The sequence below is a fragment of the Legionella santicrucis genome, assembly GCF_001468135.1.
Taxonomy (GTDB): Bacteria; Pseudomonadota; Gammaproteobacteria; order Legionellales; family Legionellaceae; genus Legionella; species Legionella santicrucis.
The window spans coordinates 144,781-159,770 of the sequence record NZ_LNYU01000009.1 but is presented as its reverse complement, the minus strand read 5'-3'; the positions used below and the strand labels follow the sequence as shown (position 1 = coordinate 159,770).

Sequence of the window (14,990 nt, the reverse complement as noted above, 5' to 3'; positions counted from 1 at the left end):
TCACTTTAATTTTTTCTCTTTTTCTTGGTTAATGTTCTGATCGTCCAAGCAAATCGCATCAATAGTCTCTGTACTTGTTATACACTGCCCGCTATTGCGTAGATCAAAATGCCATTGATGTCTTGGACATACCCAACACCCTTGACTATCTAACCAACCTGAACTGAGATCTCCTCCTAAATGAGGACACCAACGTAATATCGAATAACGTTTCCCTTCAAATTCTACTACAATTCGATCCTTATTATTCGCATGAAAGCGCTCAACTAAGTCACAAAACCGTCCGATTTCAATCGCATCTAAAGCCACAAATCCGTGTGTGACAACATCATAGAGATCCGGATTTCTTTTCAGCTTCACTCTAAAAGTGAGTACAAAATCAGGCCAATTCATCTCTTTTATTAAAACTTTGTTGACTTGCCAAGCAGGAGCTTCAATTTTCCAATAATTATTGGGATCTAAAATTTCTTTTGTTGTAGTAATTGTTTTATTAGTTAAATCAATGCGATACATTATGTCCGAATAATCACTGATCCCCCAATATAAAATAGCATGAACCTTAACATTCACTAAATTTACATTCTTCATTTTTTCCTCAAGATCTCGTTTTAAATCGACAAACACGGCTTGAGGATTAACTTTTTTATTCTCTGTTTCTCTTAGTTGGAAATAGTCTTTATATTCATTAGCATAGGATTTTATGTAACTTTCATACTGCTGTTCTTCCACCCTATTTTCGTCTAAATGAATAAATTTCCCTAAATTTACATCTAAAATATCTCCTGGCATAATTTCAGGCCATATAGTATCGGTTGCTTTACAGTGCTTGTCCAAATACCTGAGATACTCAGGCGCTTTGGGGAAAATATTAATTTTTTCAAAATTAATATGCGCTAACATAGGGTCGAGAAAGCATGGCGGACCAGCAGAGGGGATGTAAAACGTTGGATTTACGGTTTCTATCGCTCTTGCAACAATGGAAAATTTATTCATTCTCTTTTTCAGAGAGACTCTTTGATAATCTTTTAAAGGCATGTCATAGCAAACAGGATGCCATATAGCTCCAGAAAATTGAGCTGCAAAAACGTCTATTTTTCCATGCAGTCTTACAATTTTTTCTAATTTTTCATGTAACTTACAATCATTTATATTTAAAAAACTCTTTGAATCCGCTTGAACAAGAATCGCAGAATCACAATCAAGCTCTGCATCAAGAACAAATAACCTCAGGTTACCATCTTTTAGTGTAAACTCTTCTTCATAATTTAAAGAAATAATTCCATCACATTGATAATTAACCGCTTCCAGTTGTTCTTTAACGATAGAACGATGAAAATTAGCCAAAATAAATTTAAAATTCCTTTTTTTTATCATTTTTAAAAATTCAATATCAAAATGATCCTTATGTTCATGGCTGACGTAAATATATTTATCCTTATGCGTTGAGTCAAAATGATTTAAAACATATTCAATCATATGACTATTTTTGGGAAACTGAAACCATGCTGAATCAAATGCACCATAACGTGAAAGCCAAGGGTCCATGATGATGACTGATGATTCAGATTCAACGTAAAATCCCGCATGGCCTAAGTAGGTTATCTTCATTTAAGATCTCTCAGTAATTGTTTTTACTAGACTCTTCAATCCAGATTCAACCGAAGTTTTCGCAAAAAGACTAAGCTCTTCTCCTGCTAAAAATGGATCTCCTAATGAGTACTCCACATCCCCAAATTTTGGAGGTTTATATATGGTGACTAATTCTTTTTTCAGCTCTTGACTTAATAAACTAGCGATTGTCTTTATTTTAATATTTTTCCCAGTACATACATTATAGATTCGGGCAGTATGCCTAGAAGTTTTCATCGCTTTAATAAAAAATAAAATAACATCATCTACATAAACAAAATCTCTTGATTGCTCACCAGAACCATAAAAAGCGCAAGGCTTATCATTCAATAAGTTATTTAAAAAGATTGAAATGACACCTGAATAAGGACTATCTAATTTTTGTCTTGCCCCATATACATTAAATAAACGCAAAGCAGTAAAAGGCAGCTTAGATATTTCACTGATAAATCGACCATAATATTCACTGGAAAGTTTCGTATTTGCATAAATAGATATAGGAAGCAAAGGATCATCTTCTTTAATTGGAAAATGCGAACTATTGCCATATACTGCACAAGAAGAAGCAAATACAATAGGAAACGATTTAGAAAAGCTAGATAATTCACTCGCGATCTTTAAAATGTTCACCGTAGCAGTTAAATTAACTTCATGGGCTTTCAGGATATCTTCATTGCATAAAGGCACTGAAACCAGCGCGGCAAGATGAAAACATCCATCTACCTGTGCCATCAGTTCATTAACTAGCTTGTAGTCGCAGATATCGCCTTCAATAAAAACAACCTCTTTAGGAAGATTCTCTTTGCAACCAGTAGAAAGGTTATCTAAGACATAAACCTTGGAATATTTCACTAATTGATCACATAGATGTGAGCCAATAAATCCAGCTCCTCCTGTAACAAGATAAGTATCCATATTATCCTCTTAGCATGATCACTTTATATTCAAGATCGTTAAATCCCTCATTTAAAAAATACATTCCTAATACACAGACACAAGCTAAAGAACCAGTAAATCCATATCCGTAATAAAAAGGTCCCAAAGATACAGAAATTAAGGTAAACACTAAATTTAAAACAAAATAGCTAATGGAAATCACAAATACATACCATCTTCTATCCATATAGTATAAAATATCAACAATAGCCAGGAGAAAAATTTGTAAACTTGTACCTATCACTGCAACATAAAGCAGATTGTAGTAAAGAAGAGAAATATTTAAAAAAGCCAAAATTTTTTCACCAAACTGCAACATAAGAATAATGACTAATGCTTGAATTTTAACTATGGAATAGATGAGCTCGAAAGCATAAGTAGCTACTTGGTTACCTGCAATCTTTATATAAGACAAGGATTTCCCACTACGTATGGCCTCATTAAAACGAAGATAATAATCAGCGAAATTGGTCTCTATCAGTAAAAGAAAAACGGCCATACCTGGTAACAAACAAAGATAAGCAATAAAGATTGGCAGATCGTAAATTAATGAGGCTCTAAAAGGACCAATAACCGCATAACTAGTGCTATCATTATACCAAAATATAAATTTATCTACCCATACTCCTAAATTGAAAAATAAGCCGTTAAAAATTAATAGCTTATACATACTGTTTTTTTTCATAAAATGAAAATCAATAATTGAATTGGTAGGATATTCTTTGTAAAGGACGATGAGTAAATTAAGTAATAAAACAGTTTGCCCCACTAAAAAACTGAACATAAAAGCATCAAGACCGTAGTTACGTAACCAATACGCCAAAAGAACGACAATCGAGTAACTCAATAAAAACGCCTTGAGAATAATTGAATAATCTTTTACTGCGGTGAGAAGTGTAATTACAGCCCAAATATTTGACAGAACAACAAAACTTCCCATTAATAATAGCCGATAAGCAATATCTTGTTGCGAAAAAAAAAGTAACACAAAAAAGAATGAAAAAATGCCGGCACTTAAGGAAATAATGAGCATTAATCCATTCAAGTTAGAAATAAGATAGGTGGATCTATTTAAAAATAATTGATCGGCCGCATAACGAGAAAAACTGTTTCCAGCAGAACTACTAAAAATTAAACTTCCGGCAATTAAATAAGTAATCGATATTTGAAATTGAGTAATTGCCTCGTGCTGTGCTGGTATTCTAGCAATAATAAGTGACAGAGAAATAATACCTAGAATTGAGATCAACCATGGCCCACCGCCAATAACTCCTGCGACCGTATAAGCAGCTATTGTTCGTGTGATACTTTCGTGATTTAAAATTTTTCGTAAAGAGAATCCAATCCCCGCCATTTAGGTGCTATCCTTTATTCATCGTGCTTTCGTAGATTTCCTGATATTTTGCAATCATAACCGTTTCATTATAGTATGTTTCTACACGATTAATCGCGGACTCACTCATTGCATTCCATAATTCAGGGTTATTTAATACTTCAAGAATTGCAACTTCTAAGTCTTTCGTATCTGAGACCCTCACTATTTTCCCAGCGGGACCTAAAGCAATATCTTCTTCGTTCATGCCCAATACCATTTCTTTACATGCCCCAACATCAGTAGCCACTACAGGCACCCCAGCAGCAAAACTTTCCAAGAGAACATATGGCATACTTTCTCTAATAGCAGGTAAGACTAAGATCTTGATTTTTGGTAAAACATCTTCCATTCTTTGATGGGGGAAAAATTCGATAACATCATGTAGCAATGTATTTTCGACTAATTCAACACATTCTTGAGCATATAGTGGATCCTGATCTGTTGAACCAACAATCCAAACCTTTAAATCCGGCATTGCATTATGTAGATTAGGGACTGCCCTAATAAATCCCTTAACATCTTTCATAGGTACTATACGACCAACAAAGCAGATCGCTGTAAGTTTTTCCTCCAAAGGCCGTCTTAATTTCCTAAATCGATCAATATTAATTCCATTAGGTATAATGAGTGTTTTCTTGGGATCAGCACCATCATCTATCTGTATTTGCCGTGCATGACTAAATAAACTAAGTATAGGATCAGCCACATGATAAGTTAGCTGTGCCAATGTCTTAAAATAACGATCCCATAAATTTCGCAAATAACTTGTTTCAGTTAACGCCCGATCAGGATCGTCATGAAAAATTTGGCTTAAAAAAATATCAATTTTACGCTCTTTAGTATAAATACCATGCTCCGTTAAAATAAGAGGATAGTTGAAATGTCGATGAATAAAAAAACCAAGTAACCCAGCATATCCTGTCGAGATAGAATGCACTGCTTTAACTTTAGGAAAATTGGTAAGCACATGGATTAACTTCCATAAAGGTTTATGAATATTTTTTACTGTCCAAAAATAATCAATAAACGAAGAATCTTCACACCGCTCCGTATATTCCTCTTCAATAAAATTCCAACTTAGTTTACTGTATAAAAATTGCTTATAATCAACCCCAGAAGGATCATTCAGAATATCACTGATATCAGCAATCTGATTTAAGTTTTCAGCTGTTGGGCATTTAAATAGCTCATGCATTTGTCTCAGCAATACAAATCCTTTTTCATTTCCAACTAACCTTTTTTTGGGCGAAGGCGGCTCATCCTCATCAAAAAGATAATGGACTTGAAAATGAGTGACATTTTTGGGAATGTCATAACGAATTCCCTCTTGATAATTCTCAGGAGAACCTCCTAAAAATATCAGAGCAAATGTATATTGAGGAAAGTTTTCTATAATCTGATGTACCCATGTGGAAACTCCTCCCAAAATAAATGGATAAGAACTCTCAAGGAGTAACGCGATATCAACTTCATTAGCCTGTTTTGCTAAATAAGTGCTCATTTTTTGCACCAAAATTCAACGACTTTATTAATTTTTAAAATATACCGAAACGAAATATCCGTACATAAAGATTCTTTCACTGTATTATATTCCTTTTTTTTGTATGCTAGCTCTGCTAAATAAGGATAAATTTTACTTTTTGGAGCATTCAATTCTGAAGCCCTCGACAAATAGTGAAGCCCTTCTTTCAATTGCCTATTTTCCATATTGATCCTTGCTAATAAGATTAACAAAGTCGTATCTTCCGGTAGTGATTTTAATGCAGTATTGGCGTAAAAATTACTTTGTTCCAATAAGATGGCGCGAAATTCCTGATCAGCCAAGTTACGATACACCAATTCCCAATATAATAAAGCGAGCTGCTTGGCTAAAAAGGCTACTCTTTGAGAATTCGCAGTTTCTTCAGATTTTTTTACAAATTGATTAATTTTTTTTTGCAAATAATTTTGTTGGTTCTCTAACATGGAAAAAGCGCAAATACGCAATTCTTCTAAATCATCAGATACTAAAGAGCTATAAATACGATTCGTATCTCTCGGTAATCCTTTACTGACACTGTAAAGCGCTTTATTGCGCTCTTCGGTCGAGTAATTTGAAGAATGCAACCTGACATCAGCCCAACTTGTTCCATGTGCCACTACTTCAACAGGATTTTTTCGCGCATATTCAACTTGAGGATATAAATTAATTATGTGAGGTTGAAAATCTTCACCAAATTTTTTAAGCAGAAAAATAGCAATAATAACTACAATATTTCCTAGAAATGGAATAAAAGTTCCAATACATATTAATAAAAATGAAAATTCTTTTTTTCTTTTGACGAGATCTAACTGAATCAGATTTACTAATAAAAAGGTAATTAATAGACTTATTCCTAAATTCAGAAAAAATACATTCAGAATCAAATCTGTAGTTGGACTTTGCCGAAAAAGAGCAGCGAACAATCCAGGTAATGAATCCATCTGATTAGCCACTATCCTCTCCATTGATAAAATTTAAGAAATACTGCATCACATAAAAAGGAGTTTCTGCGTAAAGCTGCATCGAACGTATTATTATTTCCTCATTATTAACCGATAAACCTAAGTCCATATGCAAATAATTTTTAATTCTTGTTATATAGCCATGAATTCCTGCTGGAGAAGTAAAAGGCATTAGAGTAATTAATACATCATATTCGCCCAACTCTAAAGACCAAAATGAGTCAAGAATTCGATGCTGGTTTTTTAAATTATAGATAACATTATGGGGTCTTAATTTTTTCGAAACCATCACCGCAACAAGTGCACTATCAATCTCTAAATTTTCTTTCAATGGGATTAATCTTATTAATTGTTTTGCAAAATCGACAGAACAATCAGGATAATTATGTAAAAAATCAGTAACCTCAGAAGAAACAATCACTTCATGACTGAAATAGTGAGCCAAGATACTCAATATTCTTAGCGTCTCGTCGTTTAAATTCCAAAAAGGAATTTCTTTAATCACGAGTATACCTATAAGTCCATTATTACTAGTAAGCAAGGGCACTACTACCAAATAAATACAGTCACTTGCCTCTTCGATTTGATTAATACTTACAAAAGAAATTTCTCCCGATTCAATACATCTCTTGATAAGCGGATCATGTGTCACTAATTCACCTACTAAACCAATTTCTACAAAAGGCTCAGGATTTAACCATGCATTTTGATATAAAAAAATTCCACCCACATTGACTTGGCAAAATTGCGAAATAAGCTGCAAAAAAGAATAAGCTACGTCGGGGGATAACAGTGTATCTGCATTTAAATTCAACTTTTGTAATTCTCTAAATGCTAATCGTAATGTCATAGGCTTAGAAATAATGTTTTGTTCAAGGTAATCTGAAGAGAGCCGCAACATATAGTAAGAACGCGACAAACTCTTTAAACGCTCATCACTATAAGCTTGCAGTACATCCGTATTTTGTATTCTTCTTACCCAACTTGAGCTAAATAAAGTGCAGATTAGAGTTAAGAATACTCCACTGAGCAAATAAGATTGAAAATCAGTAAGTGACATATCCCCTGCTATAAGTTGCTTATTTGCATATATAGCGATTACACCAACTGACAACAAACTTGGACCAAAGCCATATTGAAATGCAATTATTACTGAAGCAATCCATGGCCATGGGAAAATCTCCCTAACAAACAAAGGGTTACTTGGATTCGTTATAGAACACAATCCTAAAATGAGGAGGGTAATACCAATGGCCTCCCCCCACATCCATATACTGTGCTTTCGCCAAGTCCATAATTGCTTTAATAATGGTTTTAATAATGGCTTTATATTCATCAAGAGATCTTTAAGCTAAAAAGCATATTATCAATTAAGCGCTGTGCTATTACAGCTAATCCTGAGCGACTAGTACCCATTTTACTACCCACGGAACTCCAAATCATTTCTCCAGTGGCAACACTGAATATCTGCAATGAAACTCCCGCTATTGGTTCACCATCCAACCCTACTTTATAGTCCCATTCATTCACTGCCCCCATAACTACATAATGTAAATGCCTCTCTCTTGCCCAACTTAAAATTGCATTGACTGAAGGAGTAGCATTAGGACAAACAATTAATTTATTACAATTTGCATTAGAGGGATAGAACACTAAAGCGCGCACGCCCTTTGAGCGAAGTACGCCTGCAGTGATATTCATCGCCCGGTAACCCGCTTGTGGCACTTCGGTATTATTAGCAAATACCGCAATCCCCCATCGAGCATTAGCATTCACCGGCACAACTTGCGTAGAGTTAATTTTTGTACACCCAACCATGATGATTAAACTCATGAGGGCTAAAATTTTCAATCCATATTTCATTCTGACTCCTTCTCTAATAAGTCACTTTTAACATACAACCAAACAATACAGCCTCAATGAATTTCATAAAGCAAAATGCCTAAAGATATATTTGATAACTAATTTTTGCTAATTGCGACACTTGAATTCCTTGCCCTTGATTCGATCCCCACTCATAATAAATTACCAAATGATCGCGACCAAAAACCATACCTGCTATACCCAGATTATATAATTTTCCAAGTCCAACTACAGAACTTCGAGAAATAGTAGCCGCAGCAAAAGGCCGCCACCGATGAGTATACTCATCCAAATAATTTTGACCAAATGAAAAAGTCAAACCATATTCAGTAAAATTAGCTGGAATGAGAAAATTCACATTAGGTATAACATTCTCTGGAACCAGTGTAAGGATGCTCCCCCTGAGTAATTGGGTGGTTTTATTGTAATAATTAGTAACAACTCCATAAGGAGCTATGGTCCAATCGGGATAAGAACTCCAGAATTTATGCTCATGGCGTAGGGTAAATTGAGTTCCCTTCGCAAGGTACTGTCCATCCTGTGTATAAAAAAAGTTTTGTCTTAAATTTCCTGAAATAAAATCTTGCTTGAAAAGGCGATAATAAAAATCCAGATTCACATTGTTTTTTGCTCCACCAACTAACATACCTGCAGTATCATCGGCAGGTTGATGATAGCCTATTGTGGTGGTTAATTCCAAATTGCTTAGGGCGGTATAGGTTCTGGTTATTTTAGCTGTAAAAAAAGAAGTCAAATTATCACGATAACCTAAATCTAAATCTAAATACCCTCGTCGCTGCTTCGTCTTTATTTTTACTCCAGCTCGTTCATCCTTGCTAGGAACTGTTCTCAATACCTGATTAGTAGTTGTACTTATATTATTATTTTGATCCACTGAAACGGTATTTCCACCAGGCAAATTACGAGTAAGCCATATTGAATTATATGGGGTTAAACTTAGGCTAGGCATGTAAAAATAGGTATAGGAAACATTCGTTCTTGGTCCTACCACATTTCCATACTGATAATATTCTTGGCCAATGTATAAATTATCTGAGTTATTAAGCATTAAAGGAGTAAAAAAATTATCGTATAAGTCTTGATCTTTTCTGTGTTGTTTTAATGCCGAATATGCAGATGTTTGCGCATAAGGTAATGCATCAATCTCAGTTGCGGCTCTTGTACGATCTCTGTAAGAAATAATTGCTTTTCTATCCCGTAATATATTGCGCATTGCCGTATGATCGTTTCGAGCAAGAGCAATAGTTAAGCGTGTCCATAAAGGAGGCTCTATTTTTTTTGCTTTATAATGTTCATAAATTGCTTCTGCTAAAGCAATATTATTATGTCCTAAAGCCCAGGTTAGCATCAATAATTCAACATCTTCATTTTCATATTTTTCCAGCATGGATAATGCTACTGCAGTAGGATCACCAAAAGCATTCAACATTGACAATTTAGTATAATCAATTAATTGAATGTAAATTGGAGGTTCTTTTTGATTTTTAAGTAAATTCAAATAGATTGGCCATGCATAGATACTGACTTGTGCCGATTGGGTGTCATAAAAAGCATTTTCTAGAACATCTTTAAATAAAATAAGCCAATAAGGATTATTTTCATACTGTTTAAACTCATCATAAAATAAATTTAGAATAGCTTGAGTCATCAATCGGTTATCAAACCGAGCGTAAGCTTGTGCATAAGGTCCCCATAACTCTCGGGTCTCAGGCAATTTTTGTTGCCATAAAGGCAAAGCATGCTTAAGAAGCACCACATTATTCGTTTCAATTAAGAAATATAAAAAATCAGCGAATAGATCCGGATCTCTTGGAAGATAGTGCATGGCTTCTAAATAAGTTTGCAAAATGGAATTTTCATTTCCAAATTGCTTTTCATAGGTAACTTTCGCATTCCAAAAAGCACCTTCGTATCGTAGTAAATTAAGAATAGATGGCGGTAATCGTGATTCATATTTTGGAAAATCGATGCTCTGCTCTTTATTCATTAAAGAAAAAAACTCTGAAGCAAAATAATACTTGTTAGGATATCGAGTAATTGCTTGTTTGGCATATTGATACGCTAAATTCGGGTTACTTTTTCTGGTAATGTCAATAAGGATGGATAAGGTGTTACTATCTGATTTTTTATCCTTTAAGAGTTGTTGGCTCGCATATAATTCGTCCTGAGGTTTATTACCTAGGAAAAAAATATGTCTATAGGCATCCCAAAATTTTGAGTTTTTAGGAAACTGATTTTTCCGTGCCTGAGTCATCACTCGCTCTGCATCAGAAATATTTCCCTGATTAACATAAAATTGTGCCATTTTCATAGCAATCTCTGGACGCATGCCTATCAAAGCGCTCAATTTTTTTAGTATTTGTATGTCTTGCTCGGGTTCGTCTGTTATTCTGTAGACTGTAGCAAGTGTATCTAAATACATGGTTTTTGGTATCGTGTTTTTATTTTTTTCAATAATATCTACAAGATTAGAGACTTCCCCCAAGTGAAACAGGACATTAATGTATTCATTCCAATTGGCTTCTGATGCATTACCTTCTTTTATATCGGCTAAAAGAAATTCCGATAATATCTTATCTGCATGAAGCTTTCTTGCCAGATCTTTTCCTTTAAGTGCTGCATTTTTATCATTAAAATTTTTCCATAAGTATACATACTGATCCAAAGCAATATTAGGCTCCTGATTCCATATCGCGACTTGTGCAAGCCGCTCTCGCCACAATTTATTTTGAGGCACTTGCTTTACTGCCGACATGGCAACTGCATACGCTTTTGGGACATTTCCGCTTTGTAGATAAACAGTATAGGCTAACTCATAAATTTCTTTCTCATATTTAATCATCTGCACACAGTTTTGCTCACTATCCGCTTTTTGAGGAAGCACAAATTCAAATAACTCTTTAGAATCGATGGATCTAACTTTTTCTGCAGAAACAGAGCTGTAAGTCTCAACTGAAGAAAAAAGAAAATGAAACAAAATGAATGTATGGTATTTATTCCAACTCATTCTGCCGTACCTCGATACTTGAGTTGCAAAAGCTGATTAATATATTGCTCTGCAACTTTTTGCTGTCCAGCCCCAAGGGCCAATTTAGCCAGGTACATTAAGGTATTTTTATCTTTTTCTAATCCATCAATGTTTTTTTGGGCAAATTCTAAAGCCTTACTTTCTGTTCCTCCTGCTCTTAAACTATCTAATGCTTTTGTATAATAGAGTCTCTTTTTATCTAAAGATGTGCTTTTTTTCATCGCCATAAGAAAATAATTAGCACTTCCCTGGTAGTTTTTAACATATAATGCCACCTTTCCTGCCTTGGCATAGAAAGCCACCGATTGATTTTCACCTTGTAGATTGATTTTTTGATAAATAAGATCGGCTAAATCTGGTCGATCAAAAGCAAGGGCACTGTCTGCAAGCTCAAGCAACTCTTTCGAAGTCAACAATGGAGAATGGATTAGAACATTTTGTAGTGACCTTAAAAGCGCCTCTTTTTCTTTACGCTGGGGATTGTGTTCTTTTAACTGAAAAGCTTCTACAGTGAGAATTTTATAATATAGCCAGAGGATACGCCATTCAAAATTGCTGTTAGGCCTATCATTAATATAAGGGGTAATTGTTTTTTTAGCCTCTTCAACCTGCCCTAGTTGGAATTGTTGTTGCGCAAGACTTACCCTTAAATCAGCATCCGTCGGATTATTTTTTACTGCATTTTGCAAATAACTTATAGATACAGCACTTGGCTTATCTGTTTTGAGCAGAGTGTTCATAAACAATTTTTGTGGAAAAAGAAAAATCAAAAAACCAATAAACAATAATATGAAAAGCAGCATTTGCCACCAACTAAAAGGTTTTTTTTGTTTATTGGCATCGAACGGAGAGTTCATATCTCAACCTTTCGGTAAATTCATAGCGTTTTTGATCCTCTTTTTGGGATTTAGGAGACACGATTTTTTTTCCATCCCATAATGAGCAATTGCTCACATTTGCAAAAGTAAATTTTGGTGGCAAATATCCCTCTAATGTGAAATCAATTTCATTTTTCTTTCTCGCAAAGCGAGTAACCCTAGCTGTAGAATCAACCAAATAAGGGAGCGTAGGTGGTTGAGAAGAAAAACGGATAAAGGATTGTCCACCAGGTCCTAAATGAATGTAGCGATCGTCATTATAAGAGCTATACCCTATTACATTAGTACTGCCTGTAAGATCGGGATAGCCCATTGACTTAGGGATGCGTATTTCTCTTAACGAATCACCAGTAATAAAAGACCAACCGTCTTCCATTTTTGCAATCATTAGACTTTGGAAATCTTGTATTTTATTAAAATAATCAGAAACATAGATATTCATAACCGGAGTAGACAGAGCCCAATTATAAATTTCATGTAACGCTTTAATGCCTGCTGGTCTTTGGAGAGTATAAAAATGGAAATAAATATCAATTGGCTTTAGGCGACGTGGACTGTCAGTAAGCTTCAGTGCATGAATAATATTAATTAAAGAATAAAATTTTGTATTCAGGGAAATTGTTTCATTATCATTTCCTATAGGTGCAAATACTTGGAAATAAGGTCCCTCAAAAAGACCTAAAGCGGATACTCGTGTTAGAGAGTTTTTTGATTTTGTAATTAACTTTCCTGGATTTAAATTAGCTAAGCCTAATTGATAAGTATATTCTAATGCTTTTTCGGGTACATCTCCCTCTCCTGACCATAGAAAAACTTTACATTTTTTCCCTGGTGGAGACAAATTTTTATTGATGTATTCGACTGAGCCCACAACCTCTGTATATACATTAAATTTATAATTAGGAATTTTTATCGTATAGGGATTAGGCTTCGTTCCTGTATATTGCTCCGCTTTAGACCAAATAAATGGGTGACTGTATGTGTGGCTTGCTATTTCAACATTAGGAAGAGCAAAAATTTTTCGCGCAATTTTTTCTAACTCTGCTGATAATTGAGGATGAAGCCCATTGGGTGCGATCTCTCCTTGAATAATGGAGACAGTTGTGGGTATGACGTAATGTTTTAAAAATTCTTTACTCAATATTTCCCCTGTATAAGGAGCATTATACCATTCACCCCGGTTAGCAAAGCCATCACCGTCAATATGTATCATCATTAATCGATTGCCATTTTCAGAAGTAAGATCCGGGATTGGTCGTGTGGGAAGCTTCAATGCTTGGCTAAAGAATTTCAATGGATCAATAGTCCAAAGAAAATAATCGCCAATATTTTGTAGCAACATGTTATTGGTTAAATAATAACCACCCCACGGAGTAATAGCAGCTACATCAAAAATGTTGCCCATATCGTCTTCGGCCCTGAGAAGACTATTCCCTTTTAAAACACGCAGCGATACAAAATCGTCTCCAGTAACTAAAGGTTCAATTTCATAACCCATCATAGGAGCCTTATAAATAATTTTTATCCCACTAGCTGGCATAGGATTGTAGGTTTCCATTACAGATAAACCGAACATTTTTATATTTTGATCTTTGGTTTGAAAACCGAAACTATTCAAAATCACTATGGGTATTTTTTTCATCATCAAATTCTTATACCAATTAGTCAGCTCCATCTGTCTGCCAGTTAAAATCCCTCCGGGAGCAACTACAATGCCGGCATAATCTTTTGCTGAAAGATTATTAGGTAAGGGATCAGCAATATTATGTAGCTCAGTTACATACCCCATATAATTAAGAGGCATACTTACGGCAAAAGAGAGATCAGAACCGATCTTTTCATCAATATTTCCAGGTGCTCCTTGGTAAAATAATAATATCTTGCGAGGTAGTGGCTCAAAATCAAATAAATAAATCTGGTTAAGAGCACCGTCAGTAATCCAAGGATTAAATCCCAAATCAGCAATTCTCTTTGCAGCATCCTTTGCTTTATCAGCTTCTTTAGGAGGCAGATAATCGACAACGGTAACCGGGATACCCATTTTCTTAACTACTTCAAGCTCTTTTAATAGATTTTCTCTGCTCTTTTCAGGAACCTGAAAATATTTTTTTGTTAAGTTATCCCAGCCATTAAATAAAGATTCCGCAACAACCTCATCTACTAGCGATTTAATTTCCGGTAACACTTCAAAACCACGATTTACTATAAGCCTAACGTTGGGATACTTGGATTTTATTGCTCGAATGGTAGTGATAATTCCTTCTTGTTGCTTTTTCATTTTTTGGGGCTCTTCTGATGCTATTCGATAAGAATCAAGCGTATCTAGAAAAAATCCTCGATATCCCTTTTCCCAAAGAGGGGTAATTATTTGATTAATAAAAAACGCCTGCCAGGCAGGATTTGACTGATCTAGAACCAAAGACTGCCAATTTTTGTTTTTTGCAATGACCCAACTTTTATCAATAGGCTTTTCATACTGATTCAAACTTATCGCTTCACCGAGTGAGGCGTAGGCATAAACGTTTCTACCCCCCATTTCAAGGAGATGGGGATCTAAACCACTACTTGGCTCAATCACAACATTTTTAAAGAGCCTTAATTTTGCCAAAGGCGGATGAGAACCATAATAGAAAGCCAAGTTATAGTGAGAAGAAAACTCAGCTAAGCTAGTGCCTGAATAAATAAAAAAAATCAACAAAACTTCAAATCGGAAGCAATTGATTAAATGAGAAAATTTTTGTTTTAGTAATATAATAAAGTTCATTGTCCTTAATGC

10 protein-coding genes are annotated in these 14,990 nt (G+C 34.8%); all 10 read right to left on the bottom strand.

From position 1 onward, the window contains the following. Entirely contained in the window at positions 1 to 1,608 is a 1,608-nt protein-coding gene (locus tag Lsan_RS02615; RefSeq protein ID WP_058512980.1) for a Rieske 2Fe-2S domain-containing protein, read from the bottom strand. Beyond that, the gene (locus tag Lsan_RS02610; protein WP_058512979.1) at positions 1,609 to 2,544 is read right to left on the bottom strand and encodes an NAD-dependent epimerase/dehydratase family protein; all 936 of its coding nucleotides are present in this window, start codon (positions 2,542 to 2,544) and stop codon (positions 1,609 to 1,611) included. Position 2,545: 1 nt separating this feature from the next. After that, positions 2,546 to 3,919 carry an exopolysaccharide Pel transporter PelG gene (pelG, locus tag Lsan_RS02605; RefSeq protein WP_058512978.1) on the bottom strand — a complete coding sequence of 458 codons (1,374 nt, stop codon included), beginning with the start codon at positions 3,917 to 3,919 and terminating at the stop codon, positions 2,546 to 2,548. A gap of 7 nt (positions 3,920 to 3,926) precedes the next feature. Continuing rightward, the gene (gene pelF / locus Lsan_RS02600) at positions 3,927 to 5,441 is read right to left on the bottom strand and encodes a GT4 family glycosyltransferase PelF (RefSeq protein ID WP_058512977.1); all 1,515 of its coding nucleotides are present in this window, start codon (positions 5,439 to 5,441) and stop codon (positions 3,927 to 3,929) included. Next, positions 5,438 to 6,415, bottom strand: coding sequence for a tetratricopeptide repeat protein (locus Lsan_RS02595; RefSeq protein ID WP_058512976.1), 978 nt, complete (start codon positions 6,413 to 6,415; stop codon positions 5,438 to 5,440). The genes pelF and Lsan_RS02595 overlap by 4 nt, the downstream gene beginning before the upstream one ends. Further along, positions 6,408 to 7,760, bottom strand: a complete 1,353-nt coding sequence (locus Lsan_RS02590) for a PelD GGDEF domain-containing protein (RefSeq protein WP_058512975.1) — start codon at positions 7,758 to 7,760, stop codon at positions 6,408 to 6,410. The genes Lsan_RS02595 and Lsan_RS02590 overlap by 8 nt, the downstream gene beginning before the upstream one ends. After that, positions 7,760 to 8,287 carry a hypothetical protein gene (locus Lsan_RS02585; protein WP_058512974.1) on the bottom strand — a complete coding sequence of 176 codons (528 nt, stop codon included), beginning with the start codon at positions 8,285 to 8,287 and terminating at the stop codon, positions 7,760 to 7,762. The genes Lsan_RS02590 and Lsan_RS02585 overlap by 1 nt, the downstream gene beginning before the upstream one ends. Before the next feature lie 79 nt (positions 8,288 to 8,366). Continuing rightward, complete coding sequence (locus Lsan_RS02580; protein WP_058512973.1) at positions 8,367 to 11,315, bottom strand: tetratricopeptide repeat protein; 2,949 nt, start codon at positions 11,313 to 11,315, stop codon at positions 8,367 to 8,369. Beyond that, positions 11,312 to 12,193 carry a tetratricopeptide repeat protein gene (locus Lsan_RS02575; RefSeq protein ID WP_058512972.1) on the bottom strand — a complete coding sequence of 294 codons (882 nt, stop codon included), beginning with the start codon at positions 12,191 to 12,193 and terminating at the stop codon, positions 11,312 to 11,314. The genes Lsan_RS02580 and Lsan_RS02575 overlap by 4 nt, the downstream gene beginning before the upstream one ends. Next, the gene (locus Lsan_RS02570; protein ID WP_058512971.1) at positions 12,168 to 14,978 is read right to left on the bottom strand and encodes a bifunctional glycoside hydrolase/polysaccharide deacetylase family protein; all 2,811 of its coding nucleotides are present in this window, start codon (positions 14,976 to 14,978) and stop codon (positions 12,168 to 12,170) included. The genes Lsan_RS02575 and Lsan_RS02570 overlap by 26 nt, the downstream gene beginning before the upstream one ends. Between the last annotated feature and the right edge of the window lie 12 nt (positions 14,979 to 14,990).